Source organism: Bradyrhizobium sp. AZCC 1577, assembly GCF_036924575.1.
Lineage (GTDB): Bacteria > Pseudomonadota > Alphaproteobacteria > Rhizobiales > Xanthobacteraceae > Bradyrhizobium.
In genome coordinates this window covers 217,397-238,574 of record NZ_JAZHRQ010000001.1, presented here as the reverse complement: position 1 = coordinate 238,574, position 21,178 = coordinate 217,397, and the positions used below count along the sequence as shown (strand labels likewise).

Here is a 21,178-nt window from a genome sequence, read left to right as displayed (position 1 = left end):
GAATGCTCGCGACGGTACCGTTCGTCGAGCCCGTGCTGCGCTACCGGACGGCCAATGAGCCGATCGAGAAGCTCATCGACGATCCGGCGCTGGGGCGCCTTTCGCGGGCTGGCAAGGTCGCCTTCGCCGAGCTCGCGCTGTCCGGCCTGTTCGACGGCGAGCCTGCAGACGGGGAGATCAAGCGGAAGTCCACCTTCCCCCCGTACATCCATCAGAAGGACATGCTGCTGCGGGGCGTGCAGCCCGGAAGGCCCGGCATCGTGACGTCGGGCACCGGCTCGGGGAAGACGGAGAGCTTCATGCTGCCGTTGCTGGCGCAGCTTTCCGACGAGGCGGTGCGGTGGGCGGCTCCGGGACCGGGCTATCTGCAGAACCGCTGGTGGACCGGGACCGATCGCTACAGGGCGCAGCGCGGCGGCGAGGCCAGGCCCGCCGCCATTAGGGCGCTCGTCCTCTATCCAATGAACGCGCTCGTCGACGACCAGATGGTGCGTCTGCGGCGAACCCTGGACTCGGACGGAGCGCGGGCCGTCATGGACGACCGGTTCAAGGGAAACCGGATCTTCTTCGGACAGTACACCAGCGCCACGCCGGTCACGGGATACGAGCGTCATCCACGCCGGTTCGCCGACAAGGTGGAGCAGAAACGCCGCGCGAGGCGCCTCGCCAAGCTCAGAGCCGAGATGCGTTCGTTCGAGAAGAGCCAGAACGCGGCGCGAGCGCACGACGTGAAGAAGGCCGCGGACGCGGCGGCGGGCATCGGATCGCCCGAAGATCCCACGCGCTACATCTTTCGGAGCGTCGACGGTGGCGAGATGGTCAGCCGCTGGGACATGCATGCCGCGCCTCCGGACATCCTCGTCACCAACGCCTCGATGCTCGGCACGATGCTATCGCGCGAGGTCGAAGAGCGGATGTTCGACCAGACCCGCGACTGGTTACTGAGCGACGATAATGCGTATTTTTACCTCGTGATCGACGAACTTCATCTCGTGCGCGGCTCCGCCGGCACCGAGGTGTCGTTCCTGCTGAAGTCGCTGCTGCAGCGTCTCGGTCTCGACGATCCGGCGCACATGTACAAGCTGCGCATCCTGGCCTCGAGCGCCTCGCTGCCGTTGGACGAGGCGCGTGGCCCTCAGAGCCTAAAGTATCTGCGGGACTTGTTCGCGCCGTTCGGCACCTGCGTAGATGCCAGCGATCCGGGAAGCACGGAAACGGAGCTCTGGCGCAGCTGCGTCGTGCCCGGCGAGGCGAACGTCTTGAGATGGGACGGGCGGCGTCTGTCGCCCGGGCCTTTCGAGCGCCTGCTCCGAGCTTGCGATCCGGACGCGCACGGGTTCGTGGCGACGATCGAACCGACGGACGATGTGCGATCCGCGCTCGACGACGTCCTGACCGATCTCGGAATCGCGCACGGCGCCGCGGATCGCGTCGTGCAGGCGGCCGTGACTGCCGCCGCGGCGCTGACCGCGTCCTGCGCGAGCGGCGACGGCGTGCGCGCGACTTCGGTCGCCGACATCGCGGAGCGCTTGTTCGGAGAAAAGACGAAGATCGACGCCGTCCGCGGACTCATGCTGGTCCGGGCTCTGCCCGAAAGCAAGAGCGACGAATTCAAGGCGAAGCTGCCGGATGGCGTGCCTTCCTTCCGATTCCATGGATTCATACGGAACGTGGAAGGGCTCTTCGGATCGGTCCGTGCCGTCCCGGGTGGCATCGAGATTGATGACCTGACGATGGAGCGAGGCGTCTCGCACGGCGAGAAGTTTGGCGACGAGGCGAGGGGCCGCCGCCTGTTCGAGCTTCTGTACTGCGAGGCTTGCGGAGAGCTTCTGATCGGAGGACAGCGCGGCGACAAGGATTCCCGCGCCGTCGTCGAGATGCTGCCGTCGGCGGCGGACCTGGAGAACATTCCGGAGAAGGGCGTCTCCGAATACTACGACAAGATGCTGTTCGACCAGTTCGCGGTCTTCTGGCCGAGGCGGGATGACTGGAACGGGTCCGAGAAGAAGTTCGATTCCTGGGAGCAGGCTTCCCTCGATCCGAAGACGGGTGTCGCGACGCTCGGTAGCGACGTGCCCCCGGGTCACATCGGCGGCCATCTCTATTTCCAGACCGACGCCGCGGTGACGGTGAAGAAGAGGGTGGCGTTCCCGAAGACCGCCCAGCCTTTCTGCTGCCCGAAATGCTCCACCGACTATTCGGCTCGACCCAGGGAGAGCAGGTCGCGCTCCCCGATCAGGGCGTTCCGGACCGGCGTCGGAAAGGCGTCGCAGATGGTGGCGACGGAGATGTTCGAGCTCCTTCACGCTATCGGCGCGGACCCCAAGAGCATCGTCTTCAGCGACAGCCGTCAGGACGCCGCGAACCAGTCGCTCGAGATCGAGCGCCTCCATCTTCGCGACCTGCGTCGGGAAATCCTCGTCTCGGTCGCCAGAGCCGCGTTGAGCGAGGCGGAAGCCACGTACCTGACCGAAGATCAGCAGAACGCGATGATCCAGGAGATGGCGAAGAGCAATCCTGGCGGCATCGCCGCGATGATCGACGGCTGGAGGAGGAACTCTGGCGGCGGCGCGATCAGCGTGCCGACCCGCAAGGTTCGACTCGATCACCTGCTGCAGTTCTCGGTCAACAGCACGAGCGTCTCGCGCATCACCTCGGAGCTCGTCCGCCTGGGCATCCATCCCTTCGACGAGTTCGGAAGGAAGCGGTTCAACCGGCAGCCGTGGTGGCAGGCGTTCAGTGAGACCGCCGAAGAGGTGGCGTTCTCGAACGCGCTGACGCCCGTCCTGCGGGGCGATCTCTCGCAAGAGATCATGAAGAGCCAGTACGAGCTCATCGAGGACGTCATCTTCGCGAACAGCTTCTTCGCGATCGAGGAGACGGGCCTCGCGTATCCGTCGCTTTCGGCAGCGGAGGGCAACGCGGCCGACGAGATGGACGCGTGGCTGCGCGTCTTCGCGAGCGGAAATCGGGTCCAAGAAGGACAGTATTTCGACCCGAATGACTTCAAGCAATGGCATTCCGCGCACGACGTGCAGGAGTCCAACAAGGTGCGCCGCTTCGCCGACCATATCTTCGGCGCGCAATGGCAGATCGGCCTCGATGACGTGCTGAGGCGGCTGACTGCCGAGCATCAGCTTGGCGGCACCATCCAGGTCGGGAAGCTCTATCTGAAGATTGCCCGGGCCGACGATCCGTATTGGCGCTGCACCGCATGCGAGCGGGTTCACATGCACCGCGGCGTCGGTCGATGCACCCGCTGCTATGCGCCGCTTCAAGCGTCGAGGACGGGCCCGGTCGAGGAGCTCTGGAATTCGAACTTCCTGGGACGCCGCATCGTCCGCGGGCATGACCAGAACATTCCGCGCTTCAGGCTAAAGTGCGAGGAACTGAGCGGCCAGACTGACGACTTCTCGGACCGGCTGAGGCGGTTCAAGGACATATTCGTCGGTCAGGACAACCTAGTCGGGCAGCACGCGCAGGAAATCGACATGCTGTCCGTGACGACGACCATGGAGGTCGGCATCGACATCGGCTCGCTGCAGACCGTCTATCAGGCGAACATGCCGCCCCAGCGCTTCAACTATCAGCAGCGCGTTGGCCGGGCAGGCCGAAGAGGGCAGGCGTTCTCGTTCGTCACCACCTTCTGCCGCGGACGCAGCCACGACGCGTTTTACTTCCGCCATCCTGAGTCCATCACCGGCGACCCGCCGCCGGCGCCTTTCCTGGCCGTCGATCACAATGCGATCCCGTTGCGCCTGCTGCGGAAGGTCTGGCTGAGGAAGGCGTTCGCGCTCGTGCGCGACGAGTGCATCTCACAGGGGCTGCCGTATCCCGGCGACGACCTCACGCCGCCGGACGTTCATGGCGAGTACGTCCCGACCGACGAGTTCTATGACGCGGGCTCGGTCTGGCCGGGCAAGCTCAGAAAGGCGCTCGAAGACAGCGACGACGTCCGGCAGCGGTTCATCCGCACGGCCATCCTGAAGCCTGAGCAACGTCGGCAGCTGCTAGACATGTCGGAGCCGTCGGTGCTCATGGCGGAGATCACGGGGCTCGCCGCGCAGAAGCCGCGCGTGCGCGGCGGACTGGCGCAGTTCTTGGCGGAGCAGGGGCTGCTTCCCATGTACGGCATGCCGACGCGCGTGCGGAATCTCTATCTCGGCGCCAGGCGCGAGGCTGGCGTCGTTCCGGAGGAGTACGACTGGAGCGTCATGGATCGCGACCTGGAGATGGCGATCTACGAGTTCGCGCCCGGTGCGGTCCTCGTGAAGGATAAGGCGCGGCATCGCGCCATCGGGTTCACCGGGCCGCTCCCCGAGCCGGAGCGCCGCGGCAGGGACGTCGTCGTCGACCCGCCGAAGTCCGACTGGTTCGGCGAGGCGACCTACGTCGCCTGGTGCGGATCCTGCGGCGCAGCCAGCCACAGGGCCGATCGCCCCGGCGCTCCCATCCAATGTGGGGACTGCGGCGTCGACGTCCCTGAGGACACCTTCAACTACTACGTCTCGCCCAGCGCGTTCCGGACCGACTTCCGGCCTACCGCCAAGGACGTCGAAACTCCCGGTCAGATGGCGATCAGGACCGTCGCGACGATCCAGCGTGAGGGCGTGGAGAACAGGATCGGCAGCCTGACCGTGCACGTCGGCGCTGGAACGACGATCATGAACCTCAACAGCGGCGTCGAGGACGAGAACGGCCAGGCCAAGTTCTTCGGAGCCGACGTCGTCACCGACAACGACATGTTGGGCTGGCAGAAGAACGTCACGTTGGCCGAGCAGGCCGTGGATCCGGACATCGAGAGGATTACCGGCAATCCGAGGTGGACGGTAACGGCGCCCGTCGCGATGAGGTTCGGCTTGCTCGCGCGGAAGGAGACGGACGCGCTGTTCCTCGAGGCAACCGGCTTCAACAGGCGCCTGAACCTGGATCTCGTCGCGCGGCGCGGCGCGCGGTCCAGGATCGGCACCCGGTCCGCCGCGGTCAGCGCAACGCATCTCCTGGTGCAGAAGGCCGCGCTCGTGCTCGACGTGGCGCCGGACGAATTCGAGGCGTTGGAGCCCCGGCTCCGAGGCGACAGCCCGATGCTTCAGATCGCCGACACACTGCTCAACGGATCCGGCCTCTGCCGGCGTCTCGGAGAGGTCGGGCGCGACGGCCGACCGGAGATCGCCCGGCTGGTTGACGAGGTCGTGGGAGATCGCGGGCAGTGGCCTCTGAGGGACTTTCTGGACGAGCGCCACGTCACGCGCTGCTCGACCTCGTGCTACGCGTGCGTCCAGCAGTATCAGAATCGCAGATATCATCCGCTCCTCGACTGGAGGCTGGCGATCTCCTATCTGCGCGGAATGATTGATCCGCGGTACGCATGCGGTCTCGACGGAAATTTTGACGCCTATCCGGAGCTCCGCGGCTGGCTCGAGAAGGCTCATTCGCTGGCGCAAGCGGTCGTGTCCATGCGGCCCAGGACGCTGCGGTACGGACGCGCCGGGGCGGGCGGCCGTCTGCCGTGCATCGAGGAACGAACCGTCGATGGCCGCCTGGAAAGGCGCTACGCGGTCGTCCATCCCCTGTGGAGGCTGGACCAGGCGTCTATCCGGGAGTTTGGGATCGAGCCTAACGGCAATCCGTTGTGCTTCGTCGATACGTTCGACCTGGAGCGGCGGCCGCTGAATGCGTTGAGGTTCGCCGCGGTCCGCCCCGAAGACGAGCCCTTGACGCGCTGAAGCGCAGCCGCGGGCGGTTCAGGCGGTTATTTGCGCGCCTTGGCGACGACGTTGCGGCGGAGAATGCCAGCGAGTGCTTTTGGGCCCTTCGTCTTGTATTCCCAGTTGACGACGACCGGGATCGCGCAGGACGTCAGGTGATGCGCTCGTCCTGCTGAGAAGTCGAAACCGTCGCTTCCCTGAAGCTTCCGTGTTTGATCGAATTCGATGCGAACCGCACGCGGGTTCGGCGACTGCTCGTTATCCACCCTCTCTGGAGGTTACCTGCAACACGCTCAGGAACCTGGCGTGAGCATCGCCGGCGTCCCGACGGTGCCGATCGACACCTTCAACCTTGAACGTCGCCCTCTCAGGTCCCTTGATCCCGATAACCAGCGCGAGCCGGCCCCCGCGATGCAGCAGTGAGCTATTGCCTGGGCGTCGCTACTCGGCGCAGCTTCGACGTCAGCAGGGCGGCCTTCTTGCTTTCGCACTCCCATATGACGATGATGCGCCAGCCAGCCTTTCGCAGCGACCGGATGTTGTCACGGTCGCGCTGAACGTTTCTGTCGAGCTTGCGTCTCCAGTAGACGTCATTTGATCGCGGCACGCGAGCGCGGTTGCATCCTTCATGGCAATGCCAAAAGCAGCCATTGACGAAGACGGCGACTTTCCACCTCGGGAAGACAATGTCAGGTCGCCCGGGTAGATCCTCGCGGTGAAGCCTGAACCGGAGACCCATTGCGTGCGCCGCTCGCCTGACCACCATCTCGGGAGTGGTGTGCTTGGATTTGACCTGCGCCATCGTCCAGGAACGATGAGCGAAATCCTCCTTGCGCGGCCTGCTCCGTCTCCCGTCGTTCAATGGGTGAGCAGTGACGCGCTTTCTCACGTCAGTCCGTTGTGCACTTGTTCGGCGAGTTGCTCCGAAATCGCCTGCCATCCCGCTTCAGAGTACCTAGCGGAAAAGCTCTGCTCGAAGCCGTCCATGATATGGTCGAGTGCGTCGATCAACTGCGCGTTTTGATAGTTTGGAAACCGTTCGTAGGCCTCGGAGAACAGGCGCTCGCGCTCGTCGCTGTCGTAGAGCCGCAAAGCCTCCGCTTCGAAATCAATCGTTCCATATGGAATATCGGCCATGGATGCTTCCTCTGCTACTAGCCTATACCACATTGACCCGCAACTTCGGAGCGTTAGCTCTCCTGGGCTTCACGGAGTTGCAGATCAATGCACTGGAAGCCAGCGCTATCTCAGCGCAGCAAGAAAGGCCGAAGCCGTCAATAACAGCGGTTCCTCCAGGGGAGGGGCGACTTCGAACATCTGGGCGCGGTTGCGGAAGTGGAACACTCGCCGGATCCGGTAGGTGCCAGTGTTTTCTGAAGCGACGTCGATCTCTCGTCTAGTGAGCCAGAACGCTGTGCGCTCATGGCCGCACGTTGTTTTGATTTCTAATAGGCGTTCCTGGCCATCCGGCTCAAAGGACCTGACATCATACCCGAAGCCATCCCCGTCCAAGTCTGAAACCCACCGCACGTCTTCGGCCAGGTCGTCGCGTCCAGCTCTCCGCAACCGGTCTCGCTCGAACTCCACGACGAAATGCTCGCCGGCTTTTCCCAGGTCGCGGTTTCTAGCGTCTCGCTCGGCCGGGTCGAATTTGCCGACAAGCCGTTGAATGGCGGGTGTCAGCGTCTCGTCCGGATCACGCAAGGCTGGCGCTGGCACCAAGATGGCGCTTTCTGCTGTCGGCAGCGGTGTGCCTACGCTCCCAGGGTCGAGAAGACGAGGCTCCCGTGCGACGGTGCGCGCCACGGCTTCGACTAGGGCGTCCTGGTAATGCGCCAGCGGCTTGTACCCGTTGATCCACTGAGCGCCCAGCACGTCCAAGACAGCAGACACATTCTGGAGCTTGCGTTCGATCGATCCCTCCGACCGGCTGACAACCTCCATTAACCGACGTCGATTTTCGGACTTGTTGTAGAGAGTGCCCGCCTTCTCAAGAGCCAGCATCCGGAAATAGCTCTTGACCACAGCGGAGACCTCGTCCTCCGACCATGGCTTCCCAGCTATCTCGTCCCGGCTTGCGTTCAATTCTCTGCTCCCCAGCCGACGGTAGCGTACCAGGCAAGCAATCGTTCGCAACCATGGTCACTGGGCTTGGAATCTAGTCGACGCGATCCGGACGCTGCGCGGCTGGGCGATCTGCGTGCTGCAGGAGGCTCACGCGATCCGCGAGTGCGAGCAACACGGCTGGGTGTCGGATCGCGCGGATCGATCTGAAAGCACGGCCGTCAGTAAGACGAGGGTAGACGCTCCCACTAGCTCCCCCGCGGCTACCCTTTTCCGCTGTGTGAGGTTTTTCGGACGAGGCTAACAGCATCCGCAAAGGAACGGATAGAATCCCTAGGGAATGCTAAAAATCTTTATTCTACAACTACATACAGCATTATGCGTTCTTATTTGCATATTCGCTTGACATGGAGCGATAACATTTGGCATACATGCGGACATGCACTTCATTTCGCATGTAGGGAATAGAGATGGCTCGTTTTACCCAAGCTCAAATGCTCGACGAACTCCGCACGATTTTCCTGTTCGAAGCCGATCACGTGCTGATCTCATCAGGGCCAGCCAAGGCGGAAGCGTTCATCGGCTTCCGAACGGAGGACGAGTACTGCCACGAACCAACGACGAAGGTTGACCTGTCTTTGTTTGCGGACATCACTGGCTCCTTCGAACGTAGTTACCAGTATGCGTTCAATCCGAGCCTCCTGAACACTTTCCAGGATCACGAAATCCAAGACCTGCACACGTTCCTGCAAGGCACACCTCGCATTGGGGGTGCCGCATCCAGCGAAACACACCGGTTCATGACTCCCGACGGCTACTGCCAGATGGTCGCGGATACCGCCTTGGCGCGATGGAAGCTGGAGTGGATTGCAGACGGCACTCAGACCTTCACCACCCGAGAGCTTGCTCTCCTGGCAAATATGACGGAGGGCGCCGTAAGGATGGCCATCTCTGATAAGTCCGACGCGCGGCTGAAGACCATCCAAGGATCAAAGCCGGTGTCCGTGAGCTTCGCTGAGACAAAGCGATGGTTGGCTGGACGACGAGGATTCGTGCCCTGTCCATCGGTACCCAAAGAAGATCACTTTCTTTCGCTCGCGATGCGGGAAGCCGAAAGTTCGGTTGAACTTAGCAGGTTGGTCCAAAGAATCCTTAATTTCGAACCTGCTGAGAAATTGGCTCAAAAAGCAGGGATGGATATCGACGAAGCAGAGCGATGGCTGAACGGCAATTTCACTTTCGATCTTCCGCAAGCCCGGGCAGTCGCAGAGTGCCTGAACGTGGACGTTCCTCTCTTTATCGGCAAGGCGCTCGAAGTCTCGCTCCGGCGTCAAGGAGAAACGGAATGAGCGAGTTTGCGCTGTCAACTCATGCACGTAAGAGAATGCAACAGCGGGCAATTCCACCTTTCGTGCTTGATATGCTCTTCGATTGCGGTTCGGTGTCTCGCTGCGGCGGTGCTGACCGCCTAACATTCGATAGGGCGGCAATTCGGCGTCTCCAACGTGAGATAGGAGGACAGCAAGAGCTCAAGCAGTTCGAGCGTTGGCTAAGCGTGTACGCAATCGTCGGTGACAATGGCGAAGTTGTCACCGCGGCGCACCGAACGCGCCGGTTCCGTCGCTAAAATCACGGATCTTGCATTATCATGGAGAACTATCAGACATGGATACGGCACTCGCAACGTTATCGACCTTACCTGCGCATGGCCGCATTGCCTGTCGTCGCTGCTTCAGCGGCGATGGCCCGACGCAGATGATCGGCAAGTGGCAGATGGTGAATGATCCCGCAGCTTGGGGATCAGCGGCGCCGCGTATATTGATACTTGGTTTCTCAAAGGGCTTTACCCAGGCGAACGCCTTTCGGTCCGGCCGTTTCGAGGATATCCCCTTCAAGGACATGCGCAGTCGCCTAACCGAAGAACTGCGGCTGCTCGGCGTGATCGAGAGATCGGAAGTCGTTGACCAGAAGATGGTGGCCTCGGAAACTGAGATCGGCTTCGGGTCGCTGGTGCGCTGTAGCCTTTCGCGCATCAACAAGGGGGGAGTGTTAGCGTGCACCGGCGAGGTCATGCCGAAGGCATTCACCGAAGAAATCTCCACAAGCGTGCGGACGTGCACTGAGACCTTCCTCGCCGACCTTCCGTCCTCCGTTCGCTTGGTTCTGCTGCTCGGCACCACGGACAGCTACATCAAGGGCTGTCGCGGAGTAGTCCGCTCACTGTACGGCTCGCGTTTTTCAGACATCAACGAGATCAGCTATCGCGCCGGAGACGTGGTTTGGGTTCACGTCAGTCATCCATCCGGATTGAATGGTCATCACCCTGTCTGGATGACAGGCGATCCTTCGACGAAGCCCGGGCGCAAGCGCGATCTTGCGATACAAGCAATCCGTTTGAGTGGAGCGATTCGGGAGAACTGAAATGGGATACCCTGTCGGACCGCTCTTGGCGGCATTAGCTGATCGTATCTTGCACAACCTCGATCTCGTCGAGTCCTTGGCCCCGAAATGGGGCAGTCCGGAACAAGATCAGCCACCCTTCTCAGACACGCAACTGCTTATGTCGCTCCTTGGCGTGTTGGTGTTTCCACACGAAAAGGCGCCGGGCGCACTGGGCGAGATCATGAGGGGATATGAGCCAATAGACCGTGTTCTTAACGTCGTCTACTCGCGGCACGGTGGCGGGCGGATCGAAATGACGGGTGCGGAAGGCGAAGCAGTGATGGTGGACCCCACCCGACTGTCCAATCTCCCGAGACTGCTACGCAACAGCTTGGCTCATTTTAACATCCTTCCAATCAACAAGGAGGGCCGCTTCGCAGGTATTCGCATTTGGAATCGTGACTGGGGCGAGCAGATCACGTTCGTCGCGGACGTCGACTTTGACGAAATGAGGACTTTGGCACGCCATGTGCTGAAAGTACTTCGGGAGCAGCAGTCCGACCTTAATCTGCAGGATCCCGAAGACCCTATGGCCGAGGTTGGGGCCGAGCGCGCGGAGTCAATGGAGCGTTCGCGCAAGATGCCGCGTCTCAATCGAGATATCTGGGAACGCCTCCTCGACGCACACGGTGGAGATGCCGGCAAAGCGAAGACGACGCTGGATCGCTTGGTGAAGCGGGAAGCGGATAGGCTGTTCGCGGCGGTCAAATGATGAGAATCTGCCGCGCCAGATCGAGTTCGCAAGCATGGAACATCCTCACCCGATCCATCCTGCCTCTGCCGCCATCACTCGCGTAGCGGGCAAACCATCATGCCGGACGACCGGCTCGACCGGCGTTGAAATATAGCCAATTCCCACAGCCCTACCCGGTACCGTCCTTTAGAAGCGCGAGGGCAGGCGAGGCGGGCGCAGGATAGGGGGCGGTTTAAGAACCTCCTTTATTGTCTCTACAGGCTTTTCGAGAGGCTTTTCTGGAATCTGGGGTGTAACAGCTTCGAGCGGCTTCTCTTTCAATTGTTTTGCCTTGTCCTCGAGATCCTGAATTGCTTTCTTACCCTCATCGACTAACGTTTTGCCAGGATCCTTGATCAGTTTTCGAATTTTCTCCAAGGCTTCGGCAGCCCTGTTATGTAACTCGGCAACCTTCTTGAGTTCTGCGCCAAAGGCCTGTCGTAAGGCTGTCTCTGCGGTATTCTCTTTCGTTGAGGGGCTACCTTGCTCCAGATACATCCGCCCGACGAAAGAACAATCCCAATACATCGTGTCGAGCCATTCGCGCTTGCTGGTGTCACGTTCCCATGACCATTGTCGGCGCAGTCGTCGCTTGTCGGACGATTCAGCGGGACACTCTTCGAGGATATCTGCAAGCATCCGCTGTCTGCTTTCCTTGCGGTATGCCACAAATTGAAAAAATGGATTGAGCGGCTCGTCTTTTGCCACCCGCCGCGCTTCTGCGTTCATCCATTTGCGTCCAAGACCCCAATCTTCGAGCATCATAATTCCAACCAGTGCATTGTGGCGCGAATAGCCACGATCATTGACGCGGGCGGAAATTGTCTTTTCCAACTGGGAGATCAAAAGGGTCTCAACGAGCTCTGCCTCCAGTTTTGTGCGCAGTTGTTCAAGCGGCTCCACCGCCTTCTGATAGGCCGCAAGCGCCTTGTCGAAGTTCTTTCGAAGCAGCTCGAGGCCGGGAGCTTTGGCGGGCAGCTTACCTACAGTTTCGTCATAGGTGTTCTTCAAGGCCTGCGCGGCATTGGTTACGGTTGGAAGGGGATTGAACGGATCGGCTTTGCAAAATGGCACGCCGACATTCATTCGTGCCCCGAGCAGCAGGAGCGTTTGGCAATCACCGAACCTCAGTGCGCATCGATCGTTCTTGCAATAGCGCGGTGTTGTGCCGGGAGGCAAACCGCCACACCAAGTCAGGCAGCGTTCATTGGAATCTATCCATTTGATCCACTGCGCAAACGCATCCCGATCTCCTGTGTGCCCGAAATAAACGAATAAACCGGCCGCATGATCTCCACTGAACGTAGTTTGGCCGTCTTTAAGACCGGAGGGCTCTGCCGGCCGCAAGCGCTGCTTTTCAGGTGATCGCCAGAAGCGACCGTCCTTGTCTTGGGATAGCTTTACAGTGTTGCATCCGCGCGCGTCTCCTGATCGACAAAGCAATGCGTTGAACATGGCGGAATCACCGTCATCACAAGCCGGAGCGCCTCCATCAGATTCCTTGGAAGGGAAAGCACCCGAAGGGGACGGGCAGTAGAAGTACCGGCTTTCCCAATACGCCATTCTGCGTTCAAGTTCTGAAACGTTGGCCGGTTGCCTCTTCCATACGGAGCCATTGTCCCAAGAAATCGTGTTGTTGTCGGCGCTAATGCCACCACCAAGATTCCACTGGGTGGCACGAATGCGGCCGGGAGTGAACTCCGCGGCAGACTCATTGCCACATTGATTTCGGAGGACGCCCTCTTGCTTGCCGCCGGGGGCGATTCGAATCGCGATGGACGCATACTTTTGAGGGGAAGCAGGCGCGCAATTGCATCCGGCTTGGCAAATCCAGCTTCCCTTCATGGTCGCGAGATCGCGAGCGATTGCAGTCAACGGAAAGGCCAGAACGAAAAGGGAGAAAGCAATGAGGAGACGTTTCATGGTATGGCTCCGAGCCAAACGTCAGTCGTGAAAATCGATAGCGCTAAGATGGGTACAATACAGTTCAATCCTGACCCGTTGCCGACCGACGTTCAAGTGTAAGTTGTGGCTCGGGTGGGGTCTGGAGGTGTAGCCCCAGCGCAACCTCAAGTATTGGTCAGTTTTCCTGTCGTTCTCTTTGCAACAGGGATTCTCGATTGCATCGAGCGTGATGTATCGAGTTAAGCAGGGCAAACAGAGTTTGAAGGAAGTAGCGCACTTATACATCGGGCTTCGCCCGATAGGTGCCGGCCGAGCGGCAAGCCGTAGTGGGCGATCATACGCGCCCACCGCCATCGGACGCATGCTAGGTGAGATTAAATAACAGGATGCGACCAGGTAGGGTACCTCCGGCGATTTCAGTATCCCCGTTTTTCTCCGGAGTTCTTCGTGCTTCGTGATCTCGTCGATCCGGCGATGGGTTTTGTCGAAGTCTTTGATCCAAGCCGTTCGTCTCATGGTGAGGCAACCCCTACCGCCCTGAGGAACGCCGCGTCGGCAAGCACATTCGCGATGCGATACAGCCTCTCCGCGGGCATTCCGGCGCGAAGCGTCAGGTCGCGCCGCGCGCGGAGTTCCTGAAGCGGACGCATCGAACATGGGGCGTCTGCTTGCGCTCGCACAGGAATGGACGGAGGCACTGTCTTCCAGCTCGAGAAATTTCGAGGAGTTTCTCGCAAAGACGAAAACTATCGTAACCGGCACGTGCGTCGGCTTGGGGCAAACACGCGTTCGCATAGATCAGGCGGACTTTGATTGGGTCATTGTCGATGAGGCGGCACGCTGTACGCCGGGCGAACTCGCGGTTCCTCTCCAATTGGGCCGCCGGGTATTGTTGGTCGGCGACCACTTTCAGCTCAAGCCGATGGTCGACGATGTCGTCACACGGGAACTGTGCAGGGAGTTTTCGCAGGCTCAGATCACCGATATCCAGCGGAGCGAGTTCGAGCGCGCATTCGTTTCGTCCTACGGCATAAAGGGCGGGCAAGTTCTGAACGAGCAATACCGAATGGCTCCGCCGATCTGCGATCTCGTCTCCGACGTTTTTTACAAGCCCCGTGGCGTCGTGCTCGTAACTTCGGAGGAACGCAACGGAGACGTCTTCTTCACGAGCGCCGCCGCCAAGAAGCTGTTGCCGTCCTGCGTGACTTGGATAGACACGTCCTCCGAGAAGTCCCATGTCGAAAGGCCGGACGAACGAAACCCTTGGGACATTGCCAACCTCGCGGAGGCGAATGCAATCGTCAGCTTGTTGAAAAGCATACAGCAGAATCATGAATTCTCGGACCACCTGGCTGATCTGGCCGATGACCACCCGATCGGTATAATTTGCATGTACAAGGAACAGCGCGTCCTTCTGGAACGTTTGCTTGCCCAGAGCGACCTTCCGTCAACGTTCAGAGACCTGGTCCGACTGGATACGGTGGACTCCTACCAAGGCAAGGAGAATGCTATCGTTATCGTCTCGCTCGTGAGGTGCAATGCCAAGGGTACGGTCGGTCACGTCGGGAACATGAATCGTTGCAATGTGCCATGTCGCGCGCGAAAGAGCGTCTCGTCATCGTCGGCGCCACGAGAATGTGGAGCCGGGTTGGAAAGAAGAGTCCGATGCGTCGCGTGCTGGAGTACATCGACGGCATGGAAAGGCCCGCAGGAGAGATCATCAAGGCAGGGGCGCTATGATGAAACGTTCCGGCGGCAGCGCGGACCGGATTCTCGTCGATGCAGTCGGCTGCAGAATACCTTGCCGAAGATTTTCGTTCGTCCTCAACGTATCCCGTGACCGTCGACTGCCTGTCGTCGACGAATTCGTGCTTCGGTTGCTGAGGATGTTCGAACGCATACCCGTCCAGAGAATGCGGACGTTTTTTGGATTTTCTGTGAGGGAAATGGAGATCGTGCTCTCGGATCTGGTGGCGCGAGGCCATGTTCTCTTGGAGGGAGAGTTTGCATCACTGCAGCCGGCGGCGGATGAGCTCTTTTCTTCGTCTCCCGACGGCATGCCCAGGATCGTTTCCGTCGAAACGTGGAACGAGACCGTTTCGTTCGACATGGTGGCCAGCACTATCCTGCCCTCGGAGAGGTCTTTCGGTAGCCGCCATCTAATCGAGCTGAGGCCCTCCGCCCTATCGAAGGAGGTTCCGCGTCGGTTCGCCGAGGAGGCATTTACGTCGAATTTCCGAGACTTCGTACGAGCGCAAAAGGGCGCTGGAGACGCCGACTCGACACACCTGTACTCGATAGGTCACGTCGAACCGATCGGTTACGGCTGGTCGACCTATCGAACCTCCGATTTTCTCGATCTCTCGGAGGGTCCAAAGGTCGAGATCGATTTCGGGGTAGGAATCGAAAAGTTCGTAAGTTTTCGGCCGCTTCTCGAAGGCATGTCGTCGGCCCGAAACGCGCAATTCTCCCCGGCACCTGATTTTCTCACGCTACAGTTCGTCGATTCGATATTCGGAGACGCGCGGTTTTCGAGCTTTATTCGGAAAGACGGGTACTTCGACATCGAAAGGTGGATCGAGCGCGAACAGCCGTCCGGCACGCCGCAATCCACTCGCGGCATCGTGGGCTCAATCTATCTTTCCGATAACATAGGTGCGATTGCCCTTTTGGCGTCACGTCAGAAGTCTTCCGCCGAGAAGGGCTCCTTCGACGTTATTTGGGCCAGAGGCGCAGGTTCGGCTTGGGGAGCGTCGCCCGATCTACCGCCTGCCGTTTCTACTATGCGTAACTCAATGCGTGGTGAGGAAGGCGAGAGCACGGTTACTTCCACATTCTTGGACGTCCACGGGACCGATAACGAAATCATGCGAAAATTTCGGCATCTGTTTGAGCGCGGACGATCGATGCGTTCGCGAAGCCTTCCTAGAAGCATGGAATTCGTGAAGGCTGGAGCTACGCTCGCGTTCACGGTCCGGATCGGTATCGCACCAGGATCGACGTTGCCGGTCGGCTTCGCCACGACTGATACTCGATTGGTCGACCGATTTGAGAAGGCGATCTCAAAGGCGCGGGTCGACCACGTGACCATGGTCTCCGCCGTGACGCTTGCCTATTCGGCGATCGAGGAGATGCAGCTCGAGCCGCGGCCGCACGGCAAACGGCCGGTAATGAAGGATGGCGTGTGGGACGAGGAATCCTACCGCGATCTGCGCCAACGTCTCGACCGGGCCGGAGTGCGCAGCGCGGCGCCGGTGATCTGGAACGTGCGCGGCACGCCGACCCGCGTGCATAGGGCGGAGCGGGCCCCGAAGGGCGAACGCATGTCGTGGACGAAGGGCCAGGTCCGCGACCGAGGGGTTTCGGTCGAGGATGCATTGCTTGCGGCGAGCTGGCTCCGCAGCAGATGCACGACCCACAAGTTCGGCAAGGCCACGACGTCGATTTCGATGTTCGACGTCTTCAACGTCCAGTCGCTGACGCGGCGCCTCGTGCTGGAACGAACCGGAATCTGGGAGGACATCCTGCCGAATGCCGGCCCGGTCCGTCATGCCCGGAAATCTCGTGAGTCTCGCAAACGGAGCGATCCCGTCACACCGGGAGAAGGGTCGGCGCAATAGTCGTCATGCTGCGTACACGGCGTGTAAGCTTTGTTTTTACCGGATAATTCGGCGTGTGGTCCGGCGGGGAGACCAAGTACCGAAGGTGGGACTTGACAAATCTGGGAGCAAATAGGAGAAATTAGGACCTATTTTATGGAGGATAGATTGCATGTCTGCGCGTGCACCGCTTTTCGAGGCGAAAGCAGTTCAATCGGCTCCGAGGATTTCGCTATTGGCCGATGCCTGCCCCACCTGCGACCAACCGATTCCCCACGATCGCTACGACGAGATCAAGGCGCGGATCCAGTCGCGCGAGCGCGAACGGTCGGACGAGATCGCCGCGCAACTCAAGGAGCAGCACGCGCGCGACAAGGAGCTGGCGTTGGAGGAGGCGCGCAAGCTCGCGGACGCGAAAATCGCGGAAGCTTGCGAGACCGCCCGCCGCGCAGCCGAGGCCCAGGGGGCCGAGCAGATCGCCGCCATGGACCGGGCCAACATCGAAGCTCAGGCTTCGATCCGCGCCGAACTCGATGCCGCACGCGAGGCAACGGCTTACGCCACGGTCGTAATCGAGCGGATGAAGCAGGCCGCCGCCGAACGGGAGCAAGCGATCCGCACGGAAGCTCTCGGCTTGGCGGAAGCTGCAGCGCGCGAAAAGATCGAAGAGAACGAGCGCCGTCTGAAGGAGATCGAGACCGCGCTCAATCATCGCATCGAGAGCGCGGACGCCGCCAAGGCCGCAGCCGAGACCGCCACCGCCGCCCTTGAGGCCGCGTTGGCAAGCCAGCGCGACGACCATGCCGTTGCGCTGGCAAATCTGAAGTCGGCGGCCGCTGACCGCGAAGCCGAGATTCGCAACGAGATCGAAGTCGCCACCGCGGACGCCGCGCGGGAGCGAATCGAAGGCCTCGAAAAGGCCAAGGCGGAGGCGGAAGCCGGCGCCGCCTCGGCGACGCGGCAGGTCGAGGCGCTGCAGCAGGCGCACCAGGCTCAGCTTCAGGAACAACGCGACGTCTGGCAGAAGGCCGTCGACGACGCCGTCAACGCCGAGAAGGCGGCCTCGTTCGAGGAGCGCCTCAAGGTCCAGACCAAGTTCGAGGAACTGAAGCGCGCCTACGAACAGAAGACGGCCGAAGAGTTGGGCGAAGGCGCCGAGATCGATCTCTACGAGGCCCTGAAGGCCGAATTCGAGGGTGACCGGATCGAACGGATCAACAAGGGGCAGCCGGGCGCCGACGTCCTGCACACCGTGATGCACAACGGCAAGGAATGCGGGAAGATCATCTACGATTCCAAGAATCATAACGCATGGCGCAATGACTTCGTGACCAAACTCGCCTCGGATCAGATGGCGGCCAAGGCCGAGCACGCCGTGCTCTCGACCAGCAAATTCCCGAAAGGCGCGCGACACCTTCATGTCCAGGACGGCGTCGTCCTGGCCGGACCCGCGCGCGTGGTGGCGCTGGTGCAGGTCATCCGCCGGCATCTGGTCCAGACCCACACCCTGCGTCTCAGCAACGAGGAGCGCGCGCGAAAGACGGCGGCGCTGTACGATTTCATCACCTCGGAACGCTGCGCCGGATTCCTCGCCAGGATCGACACCCACACCGACGATCTTCTCGAACTGCAGGTGAAGGAGAAGAAGGCACACGATGCCACCTGGAAGCGCCAGGGCGAACTGGTCCGTTCGGTGCAACGGGTTCGTGCCGAGTTGACGACCGAGATCGATGCGATCGTCGGCACCGCCGATTTCGGCGGGCGCGCCGATGACTAGCGCGGCCGAAGACCGTAACGTCGTCGTCAACCTTCAGGAGCGCAGGCTCGACCGGACCGTGTTGCGGACATACCGCACTAGGGCGGACATCGAGGACATCGTCCCGAACGAGAAGCAACCGCGCCTCGGTCCGAAGATAGACGAAGAGCTCCAGCGGCAGATCGAAGCGAACGGAGGTCTTTTCGAGCCGTTGCTTGTCGAGCCGCACCCGCACCTCCCGAGGAAATTCCGCATCATCGACGGCGACCGCCGATGGTCGAACTCGAAGGTGCTCGTCGAGCAAGGCAAGGAAGAATATCGGCAGATTCCGGTGGAAGTGACGGACCGGACGCTGAGCGACGAAGACCGGCTGCGCGTATGGATCTACATTCACCGGCAGCGCAAGGAGTGGGACGCCAAGGAAAAGGAGATGGTCGCCTACAGTCTCGTGGATCTTGTGGGCCGGGCCAGCGCGGCCAACATCCTCGGCATCACGGTCCGCGAGCTCGACAAGCTGGTCGAGGTGTTCGATCTCTCCGAAAAATTCACCAGTCTCCGCGACCCCGGTGCGGCCATCACGTGGGCGCGGGAACTGATGGGCGTCAGCAAGAAGCTTCTGACGCCGAGCGTGGTCGAGGCCGTCGTCAAGAAGGTCAACCAGAAGCGCATCACCAATTCGAAGGATCTGCGCAAGCTGCGCGCCATCCTGCCGGACCCCGTCGCCAAGGCTCACTTTCTCGCCGACGCAGGAGATCTCGAGTCGGCGGCGCTTCGCCTCGGAACGGTGAAGAAGAAGGGCGACGACAGCCTGTCCGGAGAGCTCGACGCGGTCGTCGAGGCGGTCAAGGCGGTGCCCTGGACCGCACTGCAGGAGTTGAAGGGGGACGCCGAACTTCTGAGGAAGATCGACGACGCCGAAGCCATGCTTCGCTCGCTGCGGAAGGCGCTTTCCTGACCATCGTTCCGGCGGGGCGCATGCCGTGCGGCGTTATCCATTGGCCGAGGAGCCAAGCGGGCGGGATGTCCTCACGGCGAAGGCGATATGCGCTGAAACCTAGTTGCGGCCCGCGTTGATCTGGGCAGCAATCTCTTGGCCGACGATGCGTAGCGCGGCCGAACGCGCAGCATTGGATGTCGGAACGGGCTGCCGCGGGACCTCTCCCATAGCGGCGTCGATTTCCGCGAGGTTTGCGGTCGAGCGCGCGCTTGCACGCCTTGCCGTCGGGACGACGTCGCGGGGCTTGAGTCCGAGGTAACGCGCGGTCTCTCGCCAATCGCCGTGCCCCAGGAATACGCGCGCCGCTTCGATGTCCTTGTGCTCGTCGTAGATGCGACGGCCCGCGGTGCGCCGCAGATCGTGGACGATGGCGTCGGGAATGCTGGCTTTTTTCCAGATCGCGCACATGCGGGTATAGAACAACCGCGACGACACCAAAATCTGATCGCCCCTTCTTCGCCGCTTCTCGTCGAGCCAACCGTCCCTGTCCAGCGGCAGCGTGAAGACGAATTCGTCGTGGTATCCGAGCCGCTTGCGGCGGTACAGGATTTTCATCGCTTCTGGAATGCACTCGATCTCGCGCCAGTACGGATCCATCCCGGTCGCCTTGACTTCGACCGACACGCGGTTTCGCGACCAGTTGATCTTGTCCCAACGGACGCCGCAGAGTTCGTCCGCCCGGATCCCGGTCAACAGGTCGAACTTCCACATGTCCTTCAGGTCCGGATCGCTGAACGCCTCCATCTTCTTTTCTTCGGCCTCGCTGAAGTGGCGCGAGCGCTGCACCACCTTCTCCTTCAGCTTTACCATTTCCTTTCTGGTAGGCCGGCGGGCAAAGCTTGTGGTCAGCTTTCTCTCCGCCTCTCGGAGGATCGTGAGCATCAGCTCGAGGTAGTTGTTGATGGTCTTCGGTGCGTACTTGCCCTTCCGTTTGGTCGGCCGGCCCCGATTGCAGGTTCTGAGCTCGGTGCGGACCCGCTTGAACTCGTCGTAGCCGAGATCGGAGCACATTTCGTCGGGCCCGACCTGGAGCACCAGTCGCTTCATCATGCCCTTGATCTGCTTCGACTTGCGGGCGAACTGGGCGTCGGTCTGCCAGTACATATAGGCGGCCTGGTTGAAGGTGCAGTCCTTCGCGCCCTCCGCCGCCATCGGGGGGGCTGCGCCGGCGGCCCGAAGCCTTTCCTTGTGGCTCCGTTCGATTTCCAGTGCTTCGGTTTCGTTTTCGGTCCGCGAGGAATAGCAATGGCGGACGCCGAACATCTGGAAGTCGATCTGAAAGAACCGGCTCTTGGCGCTCGGCGGTATCAGTGACATGGTTTGCTGCTCCGGTTCCTTGGCAGCGACACGGCGCCGATCCTCTCTTCGTGTGCGAGAAAATCGGTGAATCCCATGATGCCGCCCACTGCCTTTACCTTTCGGGGCGGCGCCACGCTGCCGGCAGCGCGCTTGGCGTTCCGTTCGGTCCGCCCTTCGTAGAACCGCTCGAGGTCCGTCAAGGAGAATTCCCGTCTCTTGCGTGCGGAACCGGTGCCGGTAACGCGATAGGAAATTCTACCGTCGGCGACATGCCGTCGCAACGTTTTCGGGTCCATTCTCAACACCTTAGCCGTTTCCTCGAACCGCAAGGTCGGGCGGCCGTGGAACGCCGCGGCAAGCGCTTCGCGGATCGCTCCGTCGATCGCTTCGGAAATGTCACTCATGGCCGACCTCCGGGTGCTCTGCCGTCGGTCCCGCCGGCGGCCGGGTCTTCGCTTCCGGCGCCAGGCGGAGAACCGCCGAGATCGATCCGGACGCGGGCAATCGTCTGGGTATGGCTCACCGGCTTGGCTCCTGAACTATGATGCGGCATCGGTGTGAAAACTATGATGCGGCATCGGTGTGAAGACGACGCAAGCCCGGCATTGTGCACGTTGTGAGCACGTGTGCATCAGGAGCGTATGTTTAGGGTTAACGGCCGTTAGTTAATGGCGG

At 61.0% G+C, this 21,178-nt stretch carries 16 protein-coding genes and 1 pseudogene; 10 read left to right on the top strand and 7 right to left on the bottom strand.

Going from position 1 to position 21,178, the window contains the following annotated elements; all coding sequences use genetic code 11:
* Positions 1-32: 32 nt before the first annotated feature.
* A complete protein-coding gene (locus V1278_RS01100; protein ID WP_334379421.1) occupies positions 33-5,726 on the top strand; it encodes a DEAD/DEAH box helicase in 5,694 nt (1,897 codons plus the stop codon).
* A gap of 26 nt (positions 5,727-5,752) precedes the next feature.
* On the opposite strand, the gene V1278_RS01095 is transcribed toward V1278_RS01100, so the two are convergent.
* The 4 genes from V1278_RS01095 to V1278_RS01080 form a co-directional block, all read right to left on the bottom strand.
* Positions 5,753-5,974, bottom strand: coding sequence for a hypothetical protein (locus V1278_RS01095; protein WP_334379420.1), 222 nt, complete (start codon positions 5,972-5,974; stop codon positions 5,753-5,755).
* A 158-nt stretch (positions 5,975-6,132) separates the two neighbouring features.
* Positions 6,133-6,648 carry a very short patch repair endonuclease gene (locus tag V1278_RS01090; protein WP_334379419.1) on the bottom strand — a complete coding sequence of 172 codons (516 nt, stop codon included), beginning with the start codon at positions 6,646-6,648 and terminating at the stop codon, positions 6,133-6,135.
* Positions 6,594-6,845: a hypothetical protein gene (locus V1278_RS01085; protein WP_334379418.1), complete on the bottom strand. Its 252-nt coding sequence runs from the start codon at positions 6,843-6,845 to the stop codon at positions 6,594-6,596. The genes V1278_RS01090 and V1278_RS01085 overlap by 55 nt, the downstream gene beginning before the upstream one ends.
* A 105-nt stretch (positions 6,846-6,950) precedes the next feature.
* The gene (locus V1278_RS01080; RefSeq protein WP_334379417.1) at positions 6,951-7,793 is read right to left on the bottom strand and encodes a DUF3883 domain-containing protein; all 843 of its coding nucleotides are present in this window, start codon (positions 7,791-7,793) and stop codon (positions 6,951-6,953) included.
* A gap of 40 nt (positions 7,794-7,833) precedes the next feature.
* On the opposite strand from V1278_RS01080, the gene V1278_RS36810 reads away from it, so the two are divergent.
* The 4 genes from V1278_RS36810 to V1278_RS01065 all read left to right on the top strand — a co-directional run bounded on the left by V1278_RS36810 (position 7,834) and on the right by V1278_RS01065 (position 10,926).
* A complete protein-coding gene (locus tag V1278_RS36810) occupies positions 7,834-8,076 on the top strand; it encodes a hypothetical protein (RefSeq protein WP_442893790.1) in 243 nt (80 codons plus the stop codon).
* Positions 8,077-8,242: 166 nt separating this feature from the next.
* The gene (locus V1278_RS01075) at positions 8,243-9,121 is read left to right on the top strand and encodes a hypothetical protein (protein WP_334379416.1); all 879 of its coding nucleotides are present in this window, start codon (positions 8,243-8,245) and stop codon (positions 9,119-9,121) included.
* 316 nt (positions 9,122-9,437) lie between these two features.
* Positions 9,438-10,193, top strand: coding sequence for a hypothetical protein (locus V1278_RS01070; RefSeq protein ID WP_334379415.1), 756 nt, complete (start codon positions 9,438-9,440; stop codon positions 10,191-10,193).
* Position 10,194: 1 nt separating this feature from the next.
* Positions 10,195-10,926 (top strand): HEPN family nuclease, encoded by a 732-nt coding sequence (locus V1278_RS01065; protein WP_334379413.1) that lies wholly within the window; start codon positions 10,195-10,197, stop codon positions 10,924-10,926.
* Positions 10,927-11,094: 168 nt separating this feature from the next.
* Here the strand turns inward: V1278_RS01065 and V1278_RS01060 are convergent, their stop codons facing one another.
* On the bottom strand, positions 11,095-12,870 hold the full coding sequence (locus V1278_RS01060) for a hypothetical protein (protein ID WP_334379412.1): 1,776 nt from the start codon (positions 12,868-12,870) through the stop codon (positions 11,095-11,097).
* 610 nt (positions 12,871-13,480) lie between these two features.
* On the opposite strand from V1278_RS01060, the pseudogene V1278_RS01055 reads away from it, so the two are divergent.
* The 5 genes and pseudogenes from V1278_RS01055 to V1278_RS01035 form a co-directional block, all read left to right on the top strand.
* Positions 13,481-13,768, top strand: a pseudogene (locus V1278_RS01055) (AAA domain-containing protein); the annotation flags it as partial.
* A 6-nt stretch (positions 13,769-13,774) separates the two neighbouring features.
* The gene (locus V1278_RS01050; protein WP_334384073.1) at positions 13,775-14,692 is read left to right on the top strand and encodes an AAA domain-containing protein; all 918 of its coding nucleotides are present in this window, start codon (positions 13,775-13,777) and stop codon (positions 14,690-14,692) included.
* Between the two features lie 1,102 nt (positions 14,693-15,794).
* Positions 15,795-16,472: a hypothetical protein gene (locus tag V1278_RS01045; RefSeq protein ID WP_334379411.1), complete on the top strand. Its 678-nt coding sequence runs from the start codon at positions 15,795-15,797 to the stop codon at positions 16,470-16,472.
* 151 nt (positions 16,473-16,623) lie between these two features.
* Positions 16,624-18,228, top strand: coding sequence for a DUF2130 domain-containing protein (locus V1278_RS01040; RefSeq protein ID WP_334379410.1), 1,605 nt, complete (start codon positions 16,624-16,626; stop codon positions 18,226-18,228).
* A complete protein-coding gene (locus V1278_RS01035) occupies positions 18,221-19,162 on the top strand; it encodes a ParB/RepB/Spo0J family partition protein (RefSeq protein ID WP_334379409.1) in 942 nt (313 codons plus the stop codon). Before V1278_RS01040 ends, V1278_RS01035 begins: the two co-directional genes overlap by 8 nt.
* A 99-nt stretch (positions 19,163-19,261) precedes the next feature.
* On the opposite strand, the gene V1278_RS01030 is transcribed toward V1278_RS01035, so the two are convergent.
* Together V1278_RS01030 and V1278_RS01025 are read right to left on the bottom strand one after the other, a co-directional pair.
* Complete coding sequence (locus tag V1278_RS01030) at positions 19,262-20,521, bottom strand: tyrosine-type recombinase/integrase (RefSeq protein WP_334379408.1); 1,260 nt, start codon at positions 20,519-20,521, stop codon at positions 19,262-19,264.
* Positions 20,512-20,907 carry a helix-turn-helix domain-containing protein gene (locus V1278_RS01025; protein WP_334379407.1) on the bottom strand — a complete coding sequence of 132 codons (396 nt, stop codon included), beginning with the start codon at positions 20,905-20,907 and terminating at the stop codon, positions 20,512-20,514. The genes V1278_RS01030 and V1278_RS01025 overlap by 10 nt, the downstream gene beginning before the upstream one ends.
* Positions 20,908-21,178: the final 271 nt, after the last annotated feature.